Annotated in this window: 25 protein-coding genes; 17 read left to right on the plus strand and 8 right to left on the minus strand. The window is 64.0% G+C overall.

Going from position 1 to position 23,457, the window contains the following annotated elements:
• The first annotated feature begins 18 nt into the window (after positions 1–18).
• The 15 genes from ACOKS3_RS08445 (at position 19) to ACOKS3_RS08515 (ending at position 12,407) form a co-directional block, all read left to right on the plus strand.
• Positions 19–786 (plus strand): heme ABC transporter permease, encoded by a 768-nt coding sequence (locus ACOKS3_RS08445; protein WP_103448219.1) that lies wholly within the window; start codon positions 19–21, stop codon positions 784–786.
• Positions 783–959 carry a heme exporter protein CcmD gene (ccmD, locus tag ACOKS3_RS08450; protein WP_103446517.1) on the plus strand — a complete coding sequence of 59 codons (177 nt, stop codon included), beginning with the start codon at positions 783–785 and terminating at the stop codon, positions 957–959. The genes ACOKS3_RS08445 and ccmD overlap by 4 nt, the downstream gene beginning before the upstream one ends.
• Entirely contained in the window at positions 956–1,411 is a 456-nt protein-coding gene (ccmE, locus tag ACOKS3_RS08455) for a cytochrome c maturation protein CcmE (protein WP_103446518.1), read from the plus strand. Before ccmD ends, ccmE begins: the two co-directional genes overlap by 4 nt.
• Positions 1,412–1,422: 11 nt before the next feature.
• Positions 1,423–3,396: a heme lyase CcmF/NrfE family subunit gene (locus ACOKS3_RS08460; RefSeq protein ID WP_181004515.1), complete on the plus strand. Its 1,974-nt coding sequence runs from the start codon at positions 1,423–1,425 to the stop codon at positions 3,394–3,396.
• Positions 3,393–3,929, plus strand: coding sequence for a DsbE family thiol:disulfide interchange protein (locus tag ACOKS3_RS08465; RefSeq protein WP_103446520.1), 537 nt, complete (start codon positions 3,393–3,395; stop codon positions 3,927–3,929). Before ACOKS3_RS08460 ends, ACOKS3_RS08465 begins: the two co-directional genes overlap by 4 nt.
• Complete coding sequence (locus ACOKS3_RS08470) at positions 3,926–4,402, plus strand: cytochrome c-type biogenesis protein (RefSeq protein WP_103446521.1); 477 nt, start codon at positions 3,926–3,928, stop codon at positions 4,400–4,402. The genes ACOKS3_RS08465 and ACOKS3_RS08470 overlap by 4 nt, the downstream gene beginning before the upstream one ends.
• Positions 4,395–5,585 carry a c-type cytochrome biogenesis protein CcmI gene (ccmI, locus tag ACOKS3_RS08475; RefSeq protein ID WP_103446522.1) on the plus strand — a complete coding sequence of 397 codons (1,191 nt, stop codon included), beginning with the start codon at positions 4,395–4,397 and terminating at the stop codon, positions 5,583–5,585. The genes ACOKS3_RS08470 and ccmI overlap by 8 nt, the downstream gene beginning before the upstream one ends.
• A 12-nt stretch (positions 5,586–5,597) precedes the next feature.
• Positions 5,598–6,017 (plus strand): hypothetical protein, encoded by a 420-nt coding sequence (locus ACOKS3_RS08480; RefSeq protein WP_103446523.1) that lies wholly within the window; start codon positions 5,598–5,600, stop codon positions 6,015–6,017.
• A gap of 235 nt (positions 6,018–6,252) precedes the next feature.
• Complete coding sequence (locus ACOKS3_RS08485) at positions 6,253–7,191, plus strand: 2-hydroxyacid dehydrogenase (protein ID WP_422763240.1); 939 nt, start codon at positions 6,253–6,255, stop codon at positions 7,189–7,191.
• Between the two features lie 47 nt (positions 7,192–7,238).
• Entirely contained in the window at positions 7,239–8,027 is a 789-nt protein-coding gene (locus ACOKS3_RS08490; RefSeq protein ID WP_103446525.1) for a PhzF family phenazine biosynthesis protein, read from the plus strand.
• Positions 8,028–8,104: 77 nt separating this feature from the next.
• A complete protein-coding gene (locus tag ACOKS3_RS08495) occupies positions 8,105–8,512 on the plus strand; it encodes a GFA family protein (protein ID WP_422763241.1) in 408 nt (135 codons plus the stop codon).
• Positions 8,513–8,609: 97 nt separating this feature from the next.
• Positions 8,610–9,551 (plus strand): DMT family transporter, encoded by a 942-nt coding sequence (locus ACOKS3_RS08500; protein ID WP_422763242.1) that lies wholly within the window; start codon positions 8,610–8,612, stop codon positions 9,549–9,551.
• A 39-nt stretch (positions 9,552–9,590) separates the two neighbouring features.
• Complete coding sequence (locus ACOKS3_RS08505) at positions 9,591–9,929, plus strand: FKBP-type peptidyl-prolyl cis-trans isomerase (RefSeq protein ID WP_422763243.1); 339 nt, start codon at positions 9,591–9,593, stop codon at positions 9,927–9,929.
• Between the two features lie 577 nt (positions 9,930–10,506).
• Entirely contained in the window at positions 10,507–11,169 is a 663-nt protein-coding gene (locus ACOKS3_RS08510; RefSeq protein WP_422763244.1) for a histidine phosphatase family protein, read from the plus strand.
• A 44-nt stretch (positions 11,170–11,213) separates the two neighbouring features.
• Positions 11,214–12,407: a D-amino acid dehydrogenase gene (locus ACOKS3_RS08515; RefSeq protein ID WP_103446529.1), complete on the plus strand. Its 1,194-nt coding sequence runs from the start codon at positions 11,214–11,216 to the stop codon at positions 12,405–12,407.
• Positions 12,408–12,509: 102 nt separating this feature from the next.
• On the opposite strand, the gene ACOKS3_RS08520 is transcribed toward ACOKS3_RS08515, so the two are convergent.
• The 3 genes from ACOKS3_RS08520 to ACOKS3_RS08530 all read right to left on the minus strand — a co-directional run bounded on the left by ACOKS3_RS08520 (position 12,510) and on the right by ACOKS3_RS08530 (position 15,682).
• A complete protein-coding gene (locus ACOKS3_RS08520; protein WP_103446530.1) occupies positions 12,510–13,238 on the minus strand; it encodes an aspartate/glutamate racemase family protein in 729 nt (242 codons plus the stop codon).
• A gap of 16 nt (positions 13,239–13,254) precedes the next feature.
• A complete protein-coding gene (locus ACOKS3_RS08525; RefSeq protein ID WP_422763245.1) occupies positions 13,255–14,787 on the minus strand; it encodes an NCS1 family nucleobase:cation symporter-1 in 1,533 nt (510 codons plus the stop codon).
• Between the two features lie 457 nt (positions 14,788–15,244).
• A complete protein-coding gene (locus ACOKS3_RS08530) occupies positions 15,245–15,682 on the minus strand; it encodes an Lrp/AsnC family transcriptional regulator (RefSeq protein WP_103446532.1) in 438 nt (145 codons plus the stop codon).
• Positions 15,683–15,815: 133 nt separating this feature from the next.
• On the opposite strand from ACOKS3_RS08530, the gene ACOKS3_RS08535 reads away from it, so the two are divergent.
• Both ACOKS3_RS08535 and ACOKS3_RS08540 read left to right on the plus strand, forming a co-directional pair.
• Positions 15,816–16,712: a DMT family transporter gene (locus ACOKS3_RS08535; RefSeq protein ID WP_422763246.1), complete on the plus strand. Its 897-nt coding sequence runs from the start codon at positions 15,816–15,818 to the stop codon at positions 16,710–16,712.
• A gap of 33 nt (positions 16,713–16,745) precedes the next feature.
• On the plus strand, positions 16,746–17,672 hold the full coding sequence (locus ACOKS3_RS08540; RefSeq protein ID WP_103446534.1) for a class I SAM-dependent methyltransferase: 927 nt from the start codon (positions 16,746–16,748) through the stop codon (positions 17,670–17,672).
• A gap of 60 nt (positions 17,673–17,732) precedes the next feature.
• On the opposite strand, the gene ACOKS3_RS08545 is transcribed toward ACOKS3_RS08540, so the two are convergent.
• From ACOKS3_RS08545 to ACOKS3_RS08565, 5 genes are all read right to left on the minus strand, one after another.
• The gene (locus tag ACOKS3_RS08545; RefSeq protein ID WP_103446535.1) at positions 17,733–18,734 is read right to left on the minus strand and encodes a sulfate ABC transporter substrate-binding protein; all 1,002 of its coding nucleotides are present in this window, start codon (positions 18,732–18,734) and stop codon (positions 17,733–17,735) included.
• Between the two features lie 92 nt (positions 18,735–18,826).
• Complete coding sequence (locus ACOKS3_RS08550; protein ID WP_103446536.1) at positions 18,827–19,651, minus strand: ion transporter; 825 nt, start codon at positions 19,649–19,651, stop codon at positions 18,827–18,829.
• Between the two features lie 45 nt (positions 19,652–19,696).
• A complete protein-coding gene (locus tag ACOKS3_RS08555; RefSeq protein ID WP_422763247.1) occupies positions 19,697–20,569 on the minus strand; it encodes an urea transporter in 873 nt (290 codons plus the stop codon).
• 182 nt (positions 20,570–20,751) lie between these two features.
• Positions 20,752–22,167: a pyruvate kinase gene (pyk, locus tag ACOKS3_RS08560; protein WP_103446538.1), complete on the minus strand. Its 1,416-nt coding sequence runs from the start codon at positions 22,165–22,167 to the stop codon at positions 20,752–20,754.
• A complete protein-coding gene (locus ACOKS3_RS08565; RefSeq protein ID WP_103446539.1) occupies positions 22,164–23,438 on the minus strand; it encodes a glycerate kinase type-2 family protein in 1,275 nt (424 codons plus the stop codon). The genes pyk and ACOKS3_RS08565 overlap by 4 nt, the downstream gene beginning before the upstream one ends.
• Between the last annotated feature and the right edge of the window lie 19 nt (positions 23,439–23,457).

The following is a 23,457-nucleotide window of genomic DNA, read 5'->3' on the forward strand; positions in this document are numbered from 1 at the left end:
ATACCCTGGATGTACCTGATGAAAATGAGCTGGACGTGGTTCCACAAACTGGGTTCGCCGAAATGGTTCTACGCCATCAGCGGCCGCATGCTGCCATGGCTGGCCGTTTCCGCCGTGCTGCTGCTGGTCACCGGCGTGGTCTGGGGCCTGGCCTTCGCCCCTGAGGACTACCAGCAGGGCAATAGCTTCCGCATCATCTATATCCACGTGCCGGCGGCGATGCTGGCGCAGTCCTGCTATGTACTGCTGGCAGTGGCGGGAGTGGTGGGGCTGGTTTGGAAGATGAAACTGGCCGATGTCGCCCTGCAATGCGCAGCCCCAATCGGTGCCTGGATGACCGCCGTGGCGCTGGTCACCGGGGCCATCTGGGGCAAGCCGACCTGGGGCAGCTGGTGGGTCTGGGACGCACGGTTGACGTCGATGCTGATCCTGCTGTTCCTGTACTTCGGCATCATTGCCTTGGGCCAGGCTATCAGCAACCGCGACAGCGCGGCCAAGGCCTGCGCGGTGCTGGCCATCGTCGGTGTCATCAACATTCCGATCATCAAGTACTCGGTGGAGTGGTGGAACACCCTGCACCAGGGCGCGACCTTCACCCTCACCGAAAAACCGGCGATGCCGGCCGAAATGTGGCTGCCGCTGCTGTGCACGGCGCTGGGTTTCTATTGCTTCTTCGGTACCGTGCTGCTGCTGCGCATGCGCCTCGAAGTGCTCAAGCGTGAGGCACGCGCCAGTTGGGTCAAGGATGAAGTGTTGAACAGCCTGGGGCGGAGGGCCGCGCGATGAGTTTCGCTTCCTTCGGCGATTTTCTCGCCATGGGCCACCATGCCCTGTATGTCTGGTCGGCCTATGGCATCTGCCTGGCGGTGCTGGCGCTGAATGTCGCTGCACCGCTGCTGGCCCGCCGTCGCTACCTGCAAGATGAGGCGCGCCGTCTGCGCCGGGAGAACCACCAGTGAATCCGCAGCGCAAGAAACGCCTGTTCATTATCCTCGGCCTGCTGGTCGGGGTTGCGGTTGCCGTCGGCTTTGCCTTGAGCGCCCTGCAGCAGAACATCAACCTGTTCTACACCCCGACCCAGATCGCCAACGGCGAAGCGCCGCTGGACACGCGCATTCGTGCCGGCGGCATGGTCGAGAAGGGCTCGGTGCAGCGTTCCTCCGATTCCCTCGACGTGCGTTTTGTGGTCACCGACTTCAACAAGTCGGTACCGATCACCTACCGCGGCATCCTGCCGGACCTGTTCCGTGAAGGGCAGGGCATCGTCGCCCTCGGCAAGCTCAATGGCGACGGCGTGGTAGTGGCTGACGAAGTGCTGGCCAAGCACGACGAGAAGTACATGCCACCCGAGGTCACCAAGGCCCTTAAGGAAAGCGGCCAGGCGGCCAACGGTGCGGGGGCCAAGCCATGAACGCGGCGCTGGTGATCCCCGAACTCGGCCAGCTGGCGATGATCCTGGCGATCTGTTTCGCCGCCGTGCAGGCCACGGTGCCGCTGCTCGGTGCCTGGCGGGGCGACAGCCTGTGGATGAGCCTGGCGCGCCCGGCCGCCTGGGGCCAGTTCACCTTCCTGGTGTTTGCCTTTGCCTGCCTGACCCACGCCTTCATGACCGACAACTTCTCGGTCGCCTACGTGGCCAGCAACTCCAACAGTGCCTTGCCGTGGTACTACAAGTTCAGTGCCGTCTGGGGCGCCCACGAGGGCTCGTTGCTGCTGTGGGCGCTGATCCTCGGTGGCTGGACCTTTGCGGTGTCGATTTTCTCGCGGCAACTGCCGCAGGTCATGCTGGCACGTGTGCTGGCGGTCATGGGCATGATCAGCGTCGGCTTCCTGAGCTTCCTGATCATCACCTCCAACCCGTTCCAGCGCCTGCTGCCGCAGGTGCCGACCGACGGCCGTGACCTCAACCCACTGCTGCAGGACTTCGGCCTTATCGTCCACCCGCCGATGCTGTACATGGGTTATGTGGGCTTCTCGGTGGCCTTCGCCTTCGCCATCGCCGCGCTGCTCGGCGGGCGCCTGGACGCGGCCTGGGCGCGCTGGTCGCGGCCATGGACCATCGTCGCCTGGGCCTTCCTCGGCGTCGGCATCACCCTGGGCTCGTGGTGGGCCTACTACGAACTGGGCTGGGGCGGCTGGTGGTTCTGGGACCCGGTGGAAAACGCCTCGTTCATGCCGTGGCTGGTGGGCACTGCGCTGATCCACTCGCTGGCGGTGACGGAAAAGCGCGGGGTATTCAAGAGCTGGACCGTGCTGCTAGCGATTGCCGCGTTCTCGCTGAGCTTGCTGGGGACCTTCCTGGTGCGTTCCGGCGTGCTGACCTCGGTGCACGCGTTCGCTGCCGACCCGGCGCGTGGCGTGTTCATCCTGATCTTCCTGCTGTTCGTGGTAGGTGGCTCGCTGACCCTGTTCGCCCTGCGCGCCCCGGTGGTCAAGAGCCAGGTCGGCTTCGCCCTGTGGTCGCGTGAAACCCTGCTGCTGGCCAACAACCTGATCCTGGTGGTGGCGGCTTCGATGATCCTGCTGGGCACGTTGTACCCACTGGTGCTCGATGCCCTGACCGGGGCCAAGCTGTCGGTCGGCCCACCTTACTTCGATGCCCTGTTCCTGCCGCTGATGGCGCTGCTGATGGTGGTGCTGAGTGTGGGGGTGGTGGTGCGCTGGAAGGACACCCCCGGCAAGTGGCTGGCGAAAATGATGACCCCGGTGCTGATTGGCAGCGCGGTGCTGGCGCCGGTCGCGGGCTTCATCGTCGACGATCTCGACTGGCCGGTCCTCAGCGCCTTCGCCTTGGCGGCCTGGGTGGTGCTCGGCGGGCTGCGTGACATCGTCGACAAGACCCGCCACAAGGGCCTGGCCAAGGGCGTGCAGGGCCTTTCCCGCAGCTACTGGGGCATGCAGCTGGCGCACCTGGGCCTGGCAGTGTGTGCCCTGGGCGTGGTGCTGTCGAGCAACAACAGCGCCGAGCGCGACCTGCGCATGGCGCCGGGCGAGAGCGTCGAGCTGGGCGGTTACCACTTCCTGTTCGAGGGCGCCAAGCACTTCGAGGGGCCGAACTTCATCTCCGACAAGGGCACCATCGTGGTCACCCGCGACGGCCGTGAAGTGACCACCCTGCACCCGGAAAAGCGCCTGTACACCGTGCAGCAGTCGATGATGACCGAGGCCGGCATCGATGCCGGGTTCACCCGTGACCTGTACGTTGCCCTGGGCGAGCCACTGGAGAACGGCGCCTGGGCGGTGCGCGTGCATATCAAGCCTTATGTCCGCTGGATCTGGCTGGGCGGTCTGCTGACCGGCCTGGGCGGGTTGCTGGCGGCCTTCGACCGACGCTATCGCGTCAAGGTCAAGACCCGGGTGCGCGAAGCCCTGGGCGTGTCTGGAGCTGCTGCATGAAGCGTTGGATCATGGTCGTGCCACTGGCGGTATTCCTGCTGATGGCGGTTTTCCTCTACAAAGGGCTGTTCCTCAAGCCCGACGAGTTGCCGTCGGCGATGATCGGCAAACCGTTCCCGGCGTTTGCCCTGGCGTCGACCCAGGGTGAGCGCAACCTGACCCAGGCCGACCTGCATGGCCGACCAGCGTTGGTCAACGTGTGGGCCACCTGGTGCCCGTCGTGCAAGGTCGAGCACCCGTACCTGAACCAGCTGGCCCAGCAGGGCGTGGTGATCCACGGTATCAACTACAAGGACGACAACGCAGCCGCGCAGAAATGGCTGGCCGAGTTCCACAACCCGTACCAGCTGGATATCCGCGACGAGCAGGGCAGCCTGGGGCTGGACCTGGGCGTGTATGGCGCACCGGAAACCTTCCTCATCGACGCCAAGGGCATCATCCGCTACAAGCACGTCGGTATCGTCGACGCCGACGTGTGGCGCGAGCAGCTGGCGCCGCTATACCAGGGCCTGGTCGACGAGGCCAAGCCATGAGGCGCTGGCTGGCAGCCGCCGTGCTGGGCATGAGCCTGGCCGGCGTGGCCAAGGCGGCCATCGATACCTACCAGTTCCGCGATGACGCCGAGCGCGAGCGTTACCAGCAACTGACCAAGGAACTGCGCTGCCCCAAGTGCCAGAACCAGGACATCGCCGACTCCAACGCACCGATCGCCGCCGACCTGCGCCGCGAGATCTTCCGCATGCTCGGCGAAGGCAAGAGCAACCAGCAGATCGTCGACTTCATGGTCGATCGCTATGGCGATTTCGTGCGCTACAAGCCGGCGCTCAGCGGCCGCACCTGGCTGCTCTGGTTCGGCCCGGGCATCCTGCTGGCCGGTGGTTTCGTGGTGCTGGCGGTGATCGTCCGCCGTCGCCGTGGCCCGGCAAGCCAGGCCGCACAGGAACTGTCCGTCGAAGAACGCGAGCGTCTCGCCAAACTGCTGGAAAAAGAACAGACCCATGACTGAATTCTGGCTTAGCGCGGGCCTGCTGCTGCTCGCCGCCCTCGGCTTTCTGCTGATCCCGATCCTGCGTGGCCGTCGCCAGCAGCAGGAAGAAGACCGCACCGCTTTGAACGTCGCCCTGTACCAGGAGCGCGTAGCCGAACTGGCCGCCCAGCAGGCCGCCGGCGTGCTCGACCAGGCGCAAATGGCCAAGGGCCGCGATGAGGCGGCCCGTGAGCTGCTGGCCGATACCGAAGGCGCAGAACCTGCACGCCAGGGGCACCTGGGCAAGGCCCTGCCATTGCTGGCGGCCGTACTGGTGCCAGTACTGGCACTGGGACTGTACCTGCACTTTGGCGCGGCGGACAAGGTCGAGCTGACCCAGGAATTCGCCGCTGCACCGAAGACCATGGACGAAATGACCACGCGTCTCGAGCGTGCCGTGCAGGCCCAGCCGGACTCGGCCGAAGGCCTGTACTTCCTTGGCCGTGCCTACATGGCCCAGCAACGCCCGGCCGACGCGGCACGGGCCTACGAGCGCGCCGTCGCCCTGGCCGGTCGCCAGCCAGAACTGCTCGGCCAGTGGGCCCAGGCGCTGTACTTCGCCGCCGACAAGAAATGGAGCGCGCAGGTGCAGGCGCTGACCGACGAAGCGCTCAAGGCCGACCCGAACGAGGTCACCAGCCTTGGCTTGCGGGGCATCGCCGCCTTCGAGGGTGAGCGCTACCAGGAAGCCATCGACTACTGGAACCGACTGCTGGCGCAATTGCCCGAAGGCGATGCCTCGCGGGCGGCACTGCAAGGTGGCATCGACCGCGCCGCGGAGCGGCTGGGCAGCACCGGCAGCAAAGCCCAGGCCACTACGACAGCCCGCCTGAAGGTGCGGGTGGAACTGGCGGCGGCGCTCAAGGACAAGGTCAAGCCTGACGACACCGTGTTCATCTTCGCCCGTGCCAGCAATGGCCCGCCCATGCCGCTGGCGGCCAAGCGGGTGACCGTGGCGCAATTGCCGCTGGAGGTGGAATTGTCCGATGCTGACGCTATGCTGCCGCAGATGAAACTGTCCCAATTCGCCGAAGTCCAACTGGTTGCACGAGTATCGCGCGCCGGCCAGCCGACCCGCGGCGAATGGATCGGCCAGGGTGCGCCTCTGGCCAATACCACCCAGGCCACCCAGCACCTGACCATTGACAGCCCAGACCAGTAAGAGAACAACGCCATGCACAGCACCGTCCGCTTGACCCTGATTACCCTGGCCCTGGGGTTGTCCGCGTGTACGGCGCATCAACCGTATGAGCAGCCGTCGCCGCCGATCGAGACAGCGCCACCGCACCAGGGGCCCGCAGTGAAACCGTTGCCAGGCGGCCAGCCGTCGACCCAGCCGAGCAAGCCAGCGGCGATTCCCAAGCCGATGCCACGCACTTCGGCCAGCTTCGCGCCGCCGCCGGGTGGCGCCAGCCACTGGGATCCGAAGCTTGGGGTGTATGTGCTGGAGAACAAGACCAATGTCTTTTACCGGCAGCGTACCTACTACCGCTATGACAATGGCTGGAGCTGGTCGTTGAACCCGGATGGCCCATGGCAAGAAACCGACAGCAGCGGTGTGCCGGGTGGGTTGGGGCGCGCTTACGGGCAGTAAATTTTGAGGCTTGCAGGTGTTCGCCTTTAGAGGTTTAGCTCCTGAGAGATCGAGCGCCGCGCGGGCGGCGCTCGATCTCACAGCCGCTGCAACTCTCCCGGCGAACACCTGGAAGCCCTGACACGCTCTCAAACCCACCCAACCCCTACAGTACAGTTTCCCGCTGTTTTCCCAATTGACTGTACCGGCCAGTTACTCCGCATAATGCCTCTCTGAAACTCAAAGGAAGGGTGGCATGCGCAAGACAATCCTAGTACTGGTAGAAACCGTCGACGATTATCTGCCACTACTCGAACAGGCCGGCTACCGACTGATTCGTGCCCCATCCCCGCAAATGCGTACCGACGCCATCCAGCGCCATGCCGGCGAGATCGACGCCGTGCTGACCCGAGGCCCGTTGGGCCTGACCGCTGCTGAGATCGCTGCCTTGCCCAAGCTGCAGATCATCTGCGTGATCGGTGCTGGTTACGAGCAGGTCGACCTGGCCGCCGCTGCCGCCCGTGGAATCACTGTCACCAATGGCGCCGGCGCCAATGCCGCGGCCGTCGCCGACCACACCCTGGCCATGCTGCTGGCGCTGTTGCGCGACATTCCTCATGCCGACGCCAGTACGCGTCGTGGCGAGTGGAACCGGGTGATCAGCCCTTCAGTCAGCGGCAAGCGCCTGGGCCTGCTGGGCCTCGGCGCGGTCGGCCAGGCCATCGCCAAGCGCGCCAGCCTGGGCTTCGACATGAACATCAGCTACCACAGCCGCACCCCGCGAACGGACGTGCCGTACACCTGGTACGACAGCCCGTTGCACCTGGCCGAGGCTGTCGACATTCTGGTCATCGCCACCCCCGGTGGCGCCAATACCCGCCACCTGGTCGATGCCCAGGTGCTCGAGGCGCTGGGCGCGGAGGGTTACCTGGTGAATATCGCCCGGGCCAGCGTGGTCGACACCCGGGCGCTGGTATCAGCCCTTGAACAAGGCCGGCTTGCCGGCGCCGCGCTCGATGTGTTCGATGACGAACCCTCCGTGCCTGATGCCCTGAAGGCCCTTGGCAACACGGTGCTCACGCCCCATGTGGCTGGTCAGTCGCCCGAGGCCGCACGTGATACCGTGGCCTTGGTGCTGCGCAACCTGCAGGCCTTCTTTGCCGGCGAACCGGTGCTCACGCCGGTCCGCGCGTAACCTTTTCAATACCCACCCGGTATTGCCCGGATCACAAGGAGCGTTTGATGCAACTCGAAATTTTCCAGGTCGATGCCTTCTGCGCCGAGCCTTTTGGTGGCAACCCAGCGGCGGTGATCCCGCTGCAAAGCTGGCTGCCGGACGATGTGCTGCAACGCATCGCCGAAGAGAACAACCTGTCGGAAACGGCCTACTTCGTGCGCAATGGTGAGAGCTTCGACCTGCGCTGGTTTACCCCCACCGTTGAGGTCGACTTGTGCGGCCACGCCACACTGGCCTCGGCTTACGTGCTGTTCGAACAGCTGGGCGAGAAAACCGAAGTGCTGTGCTTCAACACCCGCAGTGGCGAGTTGCGGGTCAGCCGTGGCGCCGACGGCCTGCTGGCCATGGACTTCCCGGCCAAGCAGCCGCAAGCCGTGGAGGTGCCAGCCGGCTTGCTGGAGGCGCTGGGCCTGAGCGCGGCCAAGGCCGTCTACCGTTCTGACGACTATGTGGTGGTGGTCGATGACGCCGCGCTGCTCGACCCGCTGAAGCCCGATTTCGTCGCCTTGTCGGCATTCGAAGTGCGTGGCATCGCGGTCACTGCCGCTGGCCGTGGTTTCGACTTCGTCACCCGCTGGTTCGGCCCGCGAGTCGGCGTCAATGAAGACCCGGTTACCGGCTCTGCGCATACCTCGCTGGCGCCGGTGTGGGCCGAGCGGCTGGGCAAGTCGTCGCTGAGCTGCGAGCAGGGCGGGGCACGCAAAGGGCAGCTGCACTGTGAAGTGCCCGGCACTGGCCGGGTGATCATCAGCGGGCGTGCGGCGCTGTACCTGCGCGGCAACGTGTTCATCTGACCGAACGGGTGGGCTGCGGGCGCTGTGGTGTGGGGCCCGATCTATACTTGCTGGCCCAACCTGCAAGGAGCCCCACCATGACCCTGGCAAAAAGCGGTAGCTGCCTCTGCGGTGAAACCCGTCTGCGCGTCACTGTCGACAACACCCACATCAGCGCATGCCATTGCAGTATGTGCCGCAAATGGACCGGCGGCCCGCTGCTGGTCGTTGACTGCAGCCAAGCGCCGGTCTTCGAGGGGCGGGCGCCGGCGGTCTACGATTCCTCCGAGTGGGCCCAGCGTGGCTTTTGCAGCCGTTGCGGCACGCACCTGTATTACCGGCTCAAGGACAAGGACCACTATGCGGTGCCTGTGGGCCTGCTGGACGGCGACGAGGCCTGGGATTTCGACCTGCAGATCTTCGTCGAGCAGAAACCCGCCTGGTATTGCTTCGCCAATCAGACCACGGAACTGACCGGCGAGGAAGCCTTCGAGCAGTTCGGCTGAGCCATTGCCCGCGGGAATGCCTGCATGCGCAAAGATCCTTTGCCGCCAGCGCTGCACAGCGTTAGCCTGCGCGCATCCAGGAACAGGAGCGTAAAGCGTGAAGCGCGGTGTGATGTATGCCGGCGGGGCCGGTGCGTTATGGGGCATGGTACTGATGGTTCCGGAGCTGTTGCCGGAGTTCAACCCGATGCTGTTGAGCAGCGTGCGCTATGCGATGGTCGGCCTGATCTCATTGCTGCTGGCGGTGCCGATGGCCCGGCAGTTGCGCCAGCTGACCCTGGCGGACGGCTGGATGCTGCTGCGCCTGGCAGTGGTCGGCAACCTGCTGTACTTCATCTGCCTGGTGGCGGCAATCCAGCGCCTGGGCGTGGCACCTGCCTCGCTGATTGTCGGTGTGCTGCCGCTGACCATCACCCTGTATGGCCGCAACGACAGTGGCGCAGTGCCGATCCGGCGGCTGATCGGCCCGCTGGCGCTGATCATTGCCGGGATGCTGTGCATCAACCTGCAGACCTTTGCCTTCGCCCCGGGCAATATCGGCGACAAGCTCATGGGGCTGCTCTACGCCTTGGCCGCGCTGGCCTGCTGGACCTGGTACGCGGTGCAGAACAGCCGTTATCTCAAGCAGAGCGGGCATTTCGACAGTCACCAGTGGTCGGTGCTGATCGGTGTGCTGACCGGCCTGAGCAGCCTGCTGATGGTCGCCGCCCTGGCGATGTGGCAGCCGCAGGAGCTGCAGGTCGAGGCGCCGATGGCGCGTTGGTGGCTGTTCTGGGCCGCATGCCTGGGCTGCGCCGTGCTGGGTTCTTGGTTGGCCACGGCGCTGTGGAACGCTGCATCCAAGCGCCTGCCGCTGACCTTGAGCGGGCAGCTGATCGTATTCGAGACCCTGTTCGCGCTGTTGTATGCCTTCCTTTGGCGGCAAGCCGGGCCGAGCCTGCTGGAAGCGGCGGCGATCATGCTGGTGGTCGGCGGGGTGCTGTGGTCGATGCGTCAGCATGGATCACCACGCGAGCTTGCCAAACCGGTTCATTCCTGAGAAAAGGGCGCCCTTGAATTTCAGCGTTGGAGCATGCCCATGAGCAGCGAACTGCAGATCACCGACCTCGTCGAAGGCGACGGCAAAGCCGCTGTCAAAGGCGCCCTGATCACCACCCAGTACACCGGCTGGCTGGCCGACGGCAGCGAGTTTGACTCGTCGTGGTCGCGCGGCAAGCGGTTCCAGTGCGTGATTGGCACCGGCCGTGTCATCAAAGGTTGGGACCAAGGGCTGATGGGCATGCGCGTGGGCGGCAAGCGCAAGCTGCAGGTGCCAGCGTACCTGGGGTATGGCGAACGTAGCGTGGGGGCGATTCCGCCGAATTCGGACCTGACCTTCGAGATCGAATTGCTGGAAGTGCTGACGCGGGATGATTGAGTAGTTCACGTCCTACAGTGGGCGGAAAAGGACTACACAATCTGTTGACCTGCATCTGATTGTGGTGCTTTCTGCGGACGGTCGCAGCTGGAAAGCTATCGCAATCAGGCGAGCCAGCTTGTTAAGGGTTTTCTGGACGCATCGATTGCCACCCAGGCTGCTGAGCTTGATCGCTTCTACTCCCAAAAGGCCAGCATCGAAATCAGAAATGCCAAACCGGGATTTTGGCTGGGCGTCGCTCAGAGTCTCGTCGGCTCTGTTCTCAGCGTCTTCTTGCTCGGGTTTCTCGTGTTCTTTACCTGGAGTCTGAACCAGGGGCCGAAACAGGTGATCGAGCAGGTCTTCGATGTAGTCATCACCGATTCGCACTCGACATAATTCCGCAACACGTCTGCTCTAACGTAATCCTTGCCTAGGGAACGGCATCCACACTCAGGGAGGAACCAAACGGGTTGCGGACACTCTGAGTCCTGCTCGTTGCCAAGGATGGCGATCACTAACACGGATGCCTCGCGGCATAGGCCACGGGGCAATGTGGCGGGTATCCAGATACCTTTTGCCACAAGAGCCTGCTTGCATGAAGTTGCCATCTTTCTTTCGACGTCGCCGCCACCTGTTGCTCAGCCTGGCGCTCGTCGCTGCGGCTGTGCCGCTGACACTGGAAGTGGTCGAGAGCCGTGCTCAACCGGTCGACGGCACCCAGACGCTGGTATTCCTGCGCCATGCCGAAAAGCCCGGTGAAGGCCTGGGGCAACTGAACTGCCAGGGCCTCAATCGCGCGCTGGACCTGGCCACCTTGTTGCCGGAGCGTTTCGGCAAGGCGGATTATGTGTTTGCGGCCAACCCCTCGCGGCATGTCGAGGAAGGCAGCCAGGACCAGAGCTACAGCTACATCCGCCCGCTGATGACCATCACGCCCAGCGCCATACGCCTGGGGTTGCCGGTCAATATCGACTTCGGCGCCAACGACACCGACGAACTCGCCGACGAATTGCTCAGCGAGAAGTACCGTAATGCCACCGTCTATACCGCCTGGTCTCATGGCTACCTGCCGGAGCTGATCAACGCCGTGGCCGGCAAGGCGTTGGGCGATGAGCGGGTGATCACCAAGGACTGGAGCGGCGACGATTTCGATACCCTCTACGTCCTCACCCTGACCTGGCACGACGGCAAGGCCAGCCTGCTCAGCCGCAACGTTCGCCAGGGCCTGAATGGCGGTGCCCATAGCTGCCCGACCTGATCCGCTGTTACTGTCCTGGCAAGGAGCCAGGACAGGGAAGGGCAATGACGCAACGGGTGACGGTAATCGGTGGTGGCGTGGTCGGCCTGGCGACGGCCTATGCGCTGGTGCGCGAAGGCCTGTCGGTGGTGCTGGTCGAGGCGCGAGACCAGTTGGCCTCGGCGACCAGCTTCGCCAATGGCGGGCAGCTTTCCTATCGCTATGTGGCGCCGTTGGCCGATGCCGGTGTGCCGTGGCAGGCGCTTGGCTGGTTATTGCGGGGTGACTCGCCACTGCGCCTGCGCTTGCGCCTGGACGTTGCCCAATGGCGCTGGTTGTTGGCGTTCGTGATGGCTTGCCGCAGCAGCGTCAATCGCCGTAACGCCGCACAGCTGCTGGAGTTGGCCTTGCACAGCCAGGCCACCCTGAAATGCTGGCGTGAAGATGATGGCCTGAGTGATTTCGCCTGGCGGCAGAACGGCAAGCTGGTGGCCTTTCGCAGTGAGCGGGCGTTCGCCCATGGGCGCGAGCATCTGCTCGATCCGGATCGTCAACGAGTGCTCGGTGCCAGCGAAGTCAGGGCGCTGGAGCCGGCGTTGGCCGATGCGCCCTTTATCGGCGCCGTGCTGACCCCGGATGAGGAAGTCGCCGATTGCCATCGATTCTGCGAGCGGCTTGCGGAGCGATTGCGTGCATCCGGGCAGTGCCAATTCCTACTGGGTAGGCCGGTCACGCGGCTGATCAGCCGTGATGATCGGGTGGTGGCACTGCAGCTAGGGCGTGAACAGATGGATGTCGAGCGCCTGGTACTATGCGCCGGCCATCGAAGTGCTGGGCTGGCGCTACCGGGGTTGCGGCTGCCGGTCTATCCGCTCAAGGGTTACAGCCTGACGGCAGCGATCACAGCGGAGCATCGGGCGCCTGAGCTAAGCATTACTGACTACGAACGCAAGATCGTTTACGCGCGGCTCGACCAGCAACTGCGAGTAGCGGCGATGGTGGATATCGTCGGCTACGACGAAACGGTGGATGCGCGCAGGCTCGACAGCATGCGTCGACAGGCGCTGGAGACATTGCCGCGGGCGGCGGATTACGCGGGGGCGGTGGAATGGGCGGGGATGCGACCGGCGACGCCGACCGGAGTGCCTATCGTCGGGGCTTGCGCCTATCGCAACCTGTGGCTGAACCTGGGGCATGGGGCCTTGGGGTTTACCTTGGCCTGTGGCAGTGGCGAGCGGTTGGCTCGATTACTGTGTTGACTGTACTGGCCTCTTCGCGGGACAAGCCCGCGCATACAGGATCGCGCCGGACCTGTAGGAGCGGGCTTGCCCCGCGACGAGGCCGGCACAGACGAAGCGGTATTACCGCCCGAACTTCATCGGCCAGCCCACCACCTTCTTCGTCCGCGGTGTGGCATAGGTGCGCACCTTGGAGGTGCTGAGCCCCATCCGCACCAGCGACTCGGCAATGGTCACCGCCGCGCTCACGCCATCGACTACCGGCACCCCGGTACGCTGGCGAATCTGCTCGTCCAGTCCGGCCATGCCGCCGCAGCCCAGGCAGATCACCTCGGCCTTGTCGTCACGCACAGCACGTTCGGCCTGCTCGACGATGGCCTCCACCGCGCGTAGCGGGTCTGCTTCCAGTTCCAGCACCGCCAGGCCACTGGCCCGTACCGAGGCACAACGGTCATACAGCCCGGAAAGCTTCAGGCGGTCTTCGATCAGTGGCACGGTGCGGTCCAGGGTGGTCACCACCGAATAGGCGTGGCCCAGATACATGGCGGTGCTGGCGGCGGCATCGGTGATGTCCACCACCGGTACGTCGAGCAATTCCTGCAGGCCCTCGCGGCCATGCTCACCGTAGCCGGCCTGGATCACGGCATCGTAGGGGCCGTCGTAGGCCAGCACCCGGTCCATAACGGCGATGGCAGCCAGGTAGCTCTCGAAATTGCCTTCCACCGATTCGGCGCCGAACCAGGGGGTCAGGCCGATGATTTCCGTGCCGGGCGCGGCGACGCTGCGCGCCTGCTCGGCGATGGCCTCAGTGATGGCTTCGGTGGTGTTTACATTGGCGATCAGAATACGCATAGGCAGTCCTCCTTGATCAATGGCTGCTGTGGTCGACGGCAATGCACTCGCCGCTGACATCGTGGTATTGGCGGCTGCGCGGGGCGATCAACAGGTACACCGCAGCGGCGATACCGGCGCCGATCAGCCAGGAGAACGGCGCGATGCCATGGAAGTTCGGCACCAGCGCCAGGATGATGGCCAGCAGTGCAGCGGGCACGAAGGCGACCACGGCACGCAGGTTGATGCCCTTGCTGTAGTGGTAGGCACCGGTCGGGTGCTCGGTGTAGAGCTCCGGCACGTTGATGCAGCCTTTGCGCAGCAACCAGTAGTCGGCCATGATCACCCCGTACAGCGGGCCGAGTAGGGCGCCCAGGCCGGACAGGAAGTACACGATCACCAGTGGGCTGTTGTAGAGGTTCCAGGGAAGGATCAACACAGCCAGGGTCGCGCTGATCAGCCCGGCGCGGCGGAAGTTGAGGTGGCGGGGCGCCAGATTGCTCAGCACGAACGCCGGCGCGACGAAGTTGGCCATGATGTTCACCGCTACGGTTACGATCAGGAAGGCCAGGCAGCCGAGCACCAGGAACGGGGTGCTGGGGATGCTGGCGACGATCTGGGTCGGGCTGTCGATGATCTGGCCGTTGATCTGGAACTGCGCGCCGCACAGCACCACGGTGATCATGGCGAACACCAGGATGTTCACCGGCAGGCCCCAGAAGTTACCGACGCGGATGGTCTTGCGGCACGGCGAGGAGCGGGCGAAGTCGCAGAAGTTCAGCACCAGGGTGCCGTAGATCGCCAGCCACAGGGCGCCACCGGCGAAGATGTTGCGCCACATCTCATAGCCGGTCAGCGGCTCGGCCACCGACCAGGCGATGCGCGCATCGGCCCTGAAGTACATGAACACCGCCAGGCTGGCCACGGTCAGCAGGATCACCGGACCGGCGAAGGCCTCGTAGCGGCGCACCATCTCCATGCCGTAGGCGAGGATCACCAGCTGCACCAGCCAGATCGCCACGAAACATACCCAGCCCAGGCTCGACAGGCCGAGGATGCTGTCGTGGTCATAGGCGGCGACCTGCGGCCACACGGCGGTGAGCAGCACGCGCAGCACCACCGAGGCCAGGTAGGTCTGGATGCCGAACCAGGCGATGGCGATGACCGCACGGATCAGCGCCGGGATCTGCGCGCCATGGATGCCGAAGGCGATGCGGCTGATCACCGGGAACGGTACCCCGGTCTTCTGCCCCATGTAGCCAGACAGGTTCATGAAGAAGTACACCAGTGCCGCGCCGATCGCCAGCGACAGCAGGATCTGCCAGCCGCCCAGGCCAAGGGCGAACAAGCCCATGGCGAAGGAGTAGTTGGCAATGTTGTGCACATCGTTGGTCCACAGCGCAAAGATGCTGTAGCGGCCCCAGCGGCGGCCTTCGATACGGGTGGGTGCGAGGTCTCGGTTGTGCAGGCGTGGGCTCAGGCCAAGTGGCGGCATATCGCCTGCAAGGGTGGAAGAGGGGCTGGTGCTGGCGACGGATAGTTCAGGGGCAAGGTCGAGGCTGGTACTCATTCCGGCAGGCTCCTGATGCACGTGGACTGCGATGAGCGGGCATGCGCACGGGCTCGCCATCTCGTCGGTGCAGCTTGGCATCACTGGGTTCTGGGCGCGGCGGCCGGCGTTGGATCGGCGTCGCGAGTTCTTGTGTATTTATGTTTCGTAGAATTTGTATACAAAACACGAACACACAAAAGCGAGTTCCATGCCAGGGAATAAGCGAGTCTCAGGTAGCCACTAATTTGAATCTAAGCAGTTGAAAATTAAGTTGATGAAATAAAGGAAATATAAGTTGACCAAATGAACAGCTTTAAATTTTAGTTGGCTGATTAGTTGATCAATTGGTCAAAATTAGTTGCGCAGGATGTGTAACGTATTGGGGCGTTACCTGAGAAAGTGCACACAAAAATGGCACCTATGGTGACATTATTGTGTACAAAAAATAGTCAGTATCTCTTTCGAATGGATACACTCAGTCCATCGGCGGTAAGCGCCTCTTCACCGGGCTCTTCTTGATGATCGCGGTGTTGGTTTCGGCCAGCACATTGATGCGGTCGAGCAGGGTGTCTAGCTGCTCCATCGAGCGCACATGCAGCCGTGCGATGAAGCAGTCCTCGCCGGTGACCTTGTCGCACTCGGTGAACTCGGGGATGGCGATAATCTGACGCTCCACTTCCTGCAACTGCCCCGGCAGCGGGCGAATGCGCACGATCGCCTGCAGTTGGTAGCCGAAGCTGCGCGGGTCGACTTCCACGGTGTAGCCACGCAGTACGCCGCGTTCTTCGAGGCGGCGCAGGCGCTCGCTGACGCTTGGGGCCGAGAGGCCGCTGATCTGCGCCAGGGCCTTGAGCGAGCGGCGCGAATCTTCCATCAAGGCATTGATCAGCAGTTGGTCGATGGCGTCGGTCATGTTTGTCTCATCAGGCAAATCGGGAAATTTGCCTTGATAGTAAAGGTAAACCGGCTGATCTGCCTTGGATTTCAGCTGGAAGGCGTAAGGCGACCCTCCGCATACTATGGCCATCATCCAAGGGAGGTGTGAGATGGACAGTTCATTGCGCCGTGGCTCGCTGGAAATGGTCGCCGCCATGCTGATTTCCGGGACCATCGGCTGGTTCGTGCTGGTGTCGGGGCAGCCCGTACTGGAGGTGGTGTTCTGGCGCTGCGTGTTCGGTACCGGCACCTTGCTGGCAATCTGCGCGGCTTACGGTTTTCTCAAGCCTGGTGTGATAACCCGTATGGCATCCCTGTTGGCCATCGCCAGCGGGGTGGCCATCGTTGGTAACTGGGTGCTGCTGTTTGCCTCCTATTCGCGGGCGTCGATTGCCATCGGCACGGCGGTATACAACGTCCAGCCGTTCATGCTGGTGGGGCTGGCGGCGCTGTTCCTGGGCGAGAAGATCACCGCCGCCAAGGTTACCTGGCTGAGCGTGGCATTCCTTGGCATGTTGGCGATCGTCAGTGCCCATGGCGCGGGGCAGGCCAGTGGTGAGGACTACTTGCAAGGTATTGGCCTGGCGCTGGGCGCGGCGTTCCTCTATGCGATTGCCGCGTTGATCATCAAACGGCTGAAAGGCACGCCACCTCACCTGATCGCGTTGATCCAGGTTGCCACCGGGGTATTGCTGCTGGCGCCGTGGGTGAAGCTGGGCGGGCTACCTGGCGAGCCACCTGCCTTGGCCAGTCTGGTGACCTTGGGCATGGTCCACACCGGGTTGATGTATGTGCTGCTCTACAGCGCGATCCAACGCTTGCCCACGGCATTGACCGGTGCGCTGTCGTTTATTTACCCGATTGCCGCGATCCTGGTCGACTGGGTGGCTTTCGGGCACCGTCTGGCACCGCTGCAGTGGCTGGGGGTGGCGTTGATTCTGCTGGCGGCAGCGGGCATGCAGCAAGGCTGGTGGTTCCGTTCTGCACAAGTGCCGGCCAAGGGGTAGAATGGCGGCCTTTTCACTTGCTTGCGACCCGCCATGACTTCGCCGATCCACACCCTCGAACAGCACCTGCTCGCTGCCCTTGACCCCGCCCCCACGGAAACCCGCCGGCTGTTCCATGGCCGTGGCCGTTGCTGGGAGGGTCTGGAGCAGGTCACGGTGGACTGGCTGCAGGGTGTGCTGTCGGTGGCACTGTTCCGTGAACCGCCCGAGGGCCAGCTGGGTGAGCTCGAAGCCATGCTGCGCAACCTGGCCGTACACCCGCAGTGGGCCGGCCAAGCGATCCTCATCCAGCACCGTTACCTGCCCGACAGCCCGGGCCAGTGGCTGCTGGGCGAGCCTTGCCAGCAGCGCGAGGTGGTCGAGGATGGCCTGAACTATCTGCTTGACCTGGGCGTGCGGCAGAACAACGGCCTGTTCCTCGACATGCGCTATGGCCGGCGCTGGGTGCGTGAGCAGGCGGCGGGCAAGCGCGTGCTCAACCTGTTCGCCTATACCTGCGGCTTTTCGGTGGCGGCGATTGCTGGCGGTGCCGAGCAGGTGGTGAACCTGGACATGGCCAAGTCGGCGCTGTCGCGGGGGCGCGATAACCACCGGCTGAACGGGCACGATGCGTCGCGGGTCGCCTACCTGGGGCATGAGCTGTTCAAGTCGTGGGGCAAGGTGCGCAAGTACGGGCCTTACGACCTGATCATCATCGACCCGCCGACCTTCCAGCGCGGCAGCTTCGTGCTGACCCAGGATTACGCCAAGATCCTGCGGCGACTGCCGGAATTGCTGAGTGAAGGTGGGACGGTGCTGGCATGCGTCAACGACCCGGGGATCGGGCCGGAGTTTCTGATCGAGGGGATGGCCGAGCAGGCGCCTTCGCTGGCCTTCGTCGAGCGGCTGGAAAATCCGCCGGAGTTTCCAGATGTGGACCCGGCGGGAGGGCTGAAGGCTCTGGTATTCCGCCAGGTTTGATGTTGCCTTTACCGGCCTCCGCGGCTAAAGCCGCGAAGAGGCCGGTCCTGCATACATAAATTACTGCTGGTTGGTATAGATCTGGTCGAACACGCCACCGTCGTTGAAGTGGGTTTTCTGCACGGTACGCCAGTCACCAAAGGTCTTCTCTACTGACAGGAAGTCGACTTTCGGGAAGCGGTCGTTGTACTTGGCCAGCACGGTCGCATCACGCGGACGCAGGTAGTTCTGCGCGGCGATTTCCTGGGCCGCCGGCGACCACAGGTATTTCAGGTATTCTTCGGCCACGGCCTGGGTGCCTTTCTTGGCCACCACCTTGTCGACCACGCTCACCGGCGGTTCGGCCTCGGCCGACACGCTCGGGTAGACCACTTCGAACTGATCGCGGCCGAACTCGCGGGCGATCATCTCGGCTTCGTTCTCGAAGGTAACCAGTACGTCGCCGATCTGGTTGGTCATGAAGGTGGTGGTGGCGGCACGGCCACCGGTGTCGAGCACTGGCGCCTGCTTGAACAGCTTGCCGACGAATTCGCGGGCCTTGGTTTCATCGCCACCTTGCTTGAGCACATAGCCCCACGCCGACAGGTAGGTGTAGCGGCCGTTACCCGAGGTCTTGGGATTGGGCACGATCACCTGCACGCCGTCCTTGAGCAGGTCAGGCCAGTCCTTCAAGGCCTTGGGGTTGCCCTTGCGCACGATGAACACAGTGGCCGAGGTGAACGGCGCGCTGTTGTTCGGCAGGCGGGTCACCCAGTTGTCCGGCACCAGCTTGCCGTTGTCGGCCAAGGCGTTGATGTCGGTGGCCATGTTCATGGTGATGACATCGGCCGGCAGGCCATCGATCACTGCACGCGCCTGCTTGCTCGAGCCGCCGAAGGACATTTGCACATTGACCTTCTCGTTGTGCTCGGCTTCCCAGTGCTTCTGGAAGGCCGGGTTGTAGTCCTTGTAGAAATCGCGCATCACGTCATAGGAAACGTTCAGCAGGGTCGGGGCAGCCTGGGCGAGGTTGCCCAAGGCCAGGCCGGCGGCGAGCAGCGAGGCGGTGAAGAGTCTTTTCACGTTGCTTCCTTGTTCTGGTTCAAATGTTTGGCAATTTGCCAGCAACTATAACGTTTGGTTCTTGAACGATTAAAGACCGAATGGCTCTTTGCTTATTCGGTTTTTGGAAACAGCACATTACCGCAGCGCGAGCAGAATGCCGCGCCATGCTCATGGGTCTTCTTGCTGCAGGTCGGGCAGTCATGTTGCAGCTGCTCGCCGCGCATGGCATTGGCCAGCTCGGCGGTAAAGATCCCGGTCGGCACGGCAATGATCGAGTAACCGGTGATCATCACCAACGACGACAGCACTTGCCCCAGCGGTGTCTTTGGCACGATGTCGCCAAATCCCACCGTGGTGAGCGTGACGATGGCCCAGTAGATCCCTTTGGGGATGCTGGTAAAGCCATGTTCCGGCCCTTCGATCACATACATCAAGGTGCCGAACACGGTCACCAGCGTCGAAACGGTGACCAGGAATACGATGATCTTCTGCTTGCTGCCGCGCAGCGCCTCCAGCAGGTAATGCGCCTGCTTGAGGTAGGGGCTGAGCTTGAGCACGCGGAAGATCCGCAGCATCCGTATCACCCGGATGATCAGCAGGTACTGGGCGTCGCTGTAGTACAGGGCGATGATCCCCGGCACGATCGCCAGCAAATCGACCAGGCCGTAGAAGCTGAAGGCATAGCGCAAGGGCTTGGGCGAGCAGTACAGGCGGGTGAGGTACTCGGCCAGAAAGATCGCGGTGAAGCCCCATTCGATGGCGGCCAGCAGGCCGGCGTAGCCCTGGTGCACATCGTCGATGCTGTCGAGGATTACCGTGACCAGGCTGGCCAGGATGATCAGCAGGAGGATTTTGTCGAAGCGTCTTCCAGCCACGGTGTCGGTCTGGAAGACGATGACGTAGAGCTGCTCGCGCAGGCTCGCAGGGTTGTTCATTGGCTCGTTCCACAATTGCGATGGGCAGAGCCTAGGGGCTGCGTTTCAGCTGTGCAAGCGGCTGGGGTTGCGCTGTCGGGGCTGGGCCAGGTGGCTGCCCAGATGCATCAGCCAGCAAGCAGCGACGAAGGGCGCAGTCAAACCGGAGACAGGCAATAGCTTGAACAACGGTTGCAGCAGCAGGGCCAGGGCAATGGCCAGCAACGTTACCCAAGGCCTTTCACCCTGGCGGCTGAACGCCAACGCTGCCAGCGCGGCATTGAAGCCGTACATGCCGAGCCATGCGGCTTGGGCTTGGTCTGCGAGCAGTGCCACACCGCCGCCAATGGCTGAACCGAGCACGGCCCACATCGCCGCATAGGGGTTGGCAATGAGCATCCCGATAATGATCAGCAACCCGGCCAGCGGTTGGTCGAGCAGGAAGATCTGCCCCACGCCACGCGCCAGGGCATAGGCAGGTTCTGCCTCGACGAAGCCGCTGGGCGCGGGGCTTGCGAACAGCAGGGCAACCCAGCCGAGCAGCACGAACGGTGCGGTATAGGCGACCAGCAGCTTGCCGCCGCGCTTGCGCCATTGATGGGTGATGATGCTCGACAGGCCGCCGGCGGCGATGATCAGCGCCGGCAGGATCACCGACCAGGGCAGCACGGCGCTGATCAGGATGCCGATCAGCACGCCGTTGTAGCTGTACAGCCCGGCTTGGCGGTCGGCGCGGTCGTAGCCGCGGCGTTGGGCGGTGAGCAGGCCTGACAGGGCGCCGAGCAGGGCACCGCCGACCAGGTCGGGGGCGGTCAGCAGGATGGCCAGCAGGCAGCACAGGCCGCACAGGGGGTTGCGCAGCAGCAGCACTTGGCTGAAGCCGTTGAGCAGCGCCGTGGCCCAGTCGGGGCACGGGTTGACGAAATTCTTGGTGTACATGGGCAGTCAGCAAGGGTTGATGGGGAGCGGTGGGCCTCTTTGGGCCTCGGTTTTCCGCAGGTTTGGTGTGTTGGGAGGGCTTTGCCCTCCATCGCGGGTCAAGCCCGCTCCTACAGGGAATCGCATTCTTCTGTAGGAGCGGGCTTGACCCGCGAAAGGGGCGCAGAGCGCCCCCGGCGATCTCAGGCCAGGGTCTCGATCCGCAAGGTATTAGTCGAACCCGGCTTGCCGAAAGGCACGCCGGCAGTGATCAGCAGCGTGTCACCACGGCTGGCCATACCCTGAGCCTGAGCAATCTCCAGCGCGGTGGAAACCACCTCGTCGACCTGGCGCAGGCGGTCGTTGACCACCGAGTGCACACCCCAGGCCACGCTCAGGCGGCGGGCGGTGGCCAGGTTCGGCGTCAGGTTGAGGATCGGCGCCCGTGGCCGTTCGCGGGCGGCACGCAGGGTCGACGCCCCCGACTCGCTGTAGTTGACCAGCACCGCCACCGGCAGGATGCCGCTGATACGGCGGATCGCGCAGCTGATGGCGTCCGATACGGTGGCCTCGGCCTTCGGCCGGCCGACGTCGAGCTGGGCCTGGTAGTCCGGGCCGTTCTCCACCTGGCGGATGATCTTGCTCATCATCTGCACGGCTTCCAGCGGGTAGTCACCCGAGGCGGTCTCGGCCGACAGCATCACCGCGTCGGCGCCTTCGGCGACGGCGTTGGCCACGTCGGTGACTTCGGCGCGGGTCGGTGCTGGCGAGAAACGCATCGATTCGAGCATCTGGGTGGCTACAACGACCGGCTTGCCCAGCTGGCGGCAGGTGCCGATGATGCGCTTCTGGATCTGCGGCACGCTTTCGGCCGGCACTTCCACGCCCAAGTCGCCACGGGCAACCATGATCGCATCCGCCAGTTCAGCGATGGCTTGCAGTTGCTCGACCGCCGAGGGCTTCTCGATCTTGGCCATCAGATAGGCGCGGTCGCCGATCAGCTGGCGCGCTTCGACGATGTCTTCCGGGCGCTGCACGAACGACAGGGCTACCCAGTCCACGCCCAGTTCCAGGCCGAAGGCCAGGTCGCGGCGGTCTTTTTCGGTGAGCGGGGAGAGGTCGAGCACCGCTTGCGGCACGTTGACGCCCTTGCGGTCAGACAGCTCGCCGCCGTTCAGCACTTCGGTGTCGATGGCGTCATTGTGCTTGGCGGTCACCCGCAGGCGCAGCTTGCCGTCGTCGAGCAGCAGGTCCATGCCTGGCTCCAGCGCCGCGATGATTTCCGGGTGGGGCAGGTTGACCCGGCGGCTGTCGCCTGGGGTCTTGTCCAGGTCCAGGCGCAGGGCCTGGCCGCGTTGCAGCTGGACCTTGCCCTCGGCGAAGCGGCCGACGCGCAGCTTCGGCCCTTGCAGGTCCATGAGGATGCCCAGTGGGTAGTTCAGCTGCTGCTCGACTTCGCGGATCCACTGGTAGCGCAGGGCGTGGTCGGCGTGCTCACCGTGACTGAAGTTGAGGCGGAAGATGTTCACCCCGGCTTCGACCAGCTGGCGGATGTCGTCGATGCCTTTGATCGCAGGGCCGAGGGTGGCGAGGATCTTTACTTTTTTATCAGGCGTCATGATTGGGCAGTCTCGAGGATCAGGATGGCGCGGAAGTCGTTGACGTTGGTACGGGTCGGCTCGGTGACGATCAGTGCATCGAGCGCGGCGAAGTAGCCATAGCCGTTGTTGTTGTCCAGCTCGTCGCTTGCCGACAGGCCCAGGGCTTCGGCGCGGGCATAGCTGCCCGGGGTCATTAAGGCGCCGGCGTTTTCTTCCGAACCGTCGATGCCGTCGGTGTCACCGGCCAAGGCATACACGCCCGGCAGGCCCTTGAGGCTTTCGGTGAGGCTGAGCAGGAACTCGGCGTTGCGCCCGCCACGGCCGTTGCCGCGCACGGTGACGGTGGTTTCACCGCCGGAGAGGATCACGCAGGGCGCCTTCAGCGGCTGGCCGTGCAGCACAATCTGCCGGGCGATGCCCGCGTGTACCTTGGCGACTTCGCGCGATTCACCTTCCAGGTCACCGAGGATCAGCGGGCTGAAACCGGCCTGGCGGGCTTTCACTGCGGCGGCTTCGAGCGATTGCTGGGGCTTGGCGATCAGTTGGAAGTGGCTGCGGGCCAGGGCCGGGTCATCGGCCTTGACGGTTTCCGAGGCGGGGTTGTTGAGCCAGTCGATGACGGCTTTCGGTGCTTCGATGTTGTAGCGCTTGAGGATCGCCAGGGCATCGGCCGAGGTGCTCGGGTCGGCCACGGTCGGGCCGGAGGCGATGACGGTGGCCAGGTCGCCAGGCACGTCGGAAATCGCATAGGTGTAGACGGTGGCTGGCCAGCAGGCCTTGGCCAGGCGGCCGCCCTTGATCGCCGAGAGGTGCTTGCGCACGCAGTTCATCTCGCCGATGGTGGCGCCGGATTTGAGCAGCGCCTTGTTGATCTGTTGCTTGTCCGCCAGGGTCAGGCCTTCGGCAGGCAGTGCCAGCAGGGCGGACCCACCGCCAGACAGCAGGAAGATGACGCGGTCTTCTTCGTTGAGGTTGCTGACCAGCTCCAGCACGCGCTTGGCCACGGCCAGGCCGGCGGCGTCGGGGACCGGGTGGGCGGCTTCGACCACTTCGATCTTCTGGCAGTTGGCGCCGTGACCGTAGCGGGTCACGACCAGCCCGGAGACCTCGCCCTGCCAGCTCTTTTCGACCACTTCGGCCATGGCGGCAGCGGCCTTGCCGGCGCCGATGACGATGACCCGGCCGCTACGGTCGGCGGGCAGGTAGGGTTCGAGGACTTGGCGTGGGTGGGCGGCGGCGATGGCTGTGTCGAACAGGTCGCGGAGAAGTTTTTGCGGATCGACCGACATGGCAGGCTCCCATTTATTG

This window comes from Pseudomonas sp. HS6-2 (assembly GCF_049325675.2).
GTDB classification, from domain to species: Bacteria; Pseudomonadota; Gammaproteobacteria; order Pseudomonadales; family Pseudomonadaceae; genus Aquipseudomonas; species Aquipseudomonas putida_N.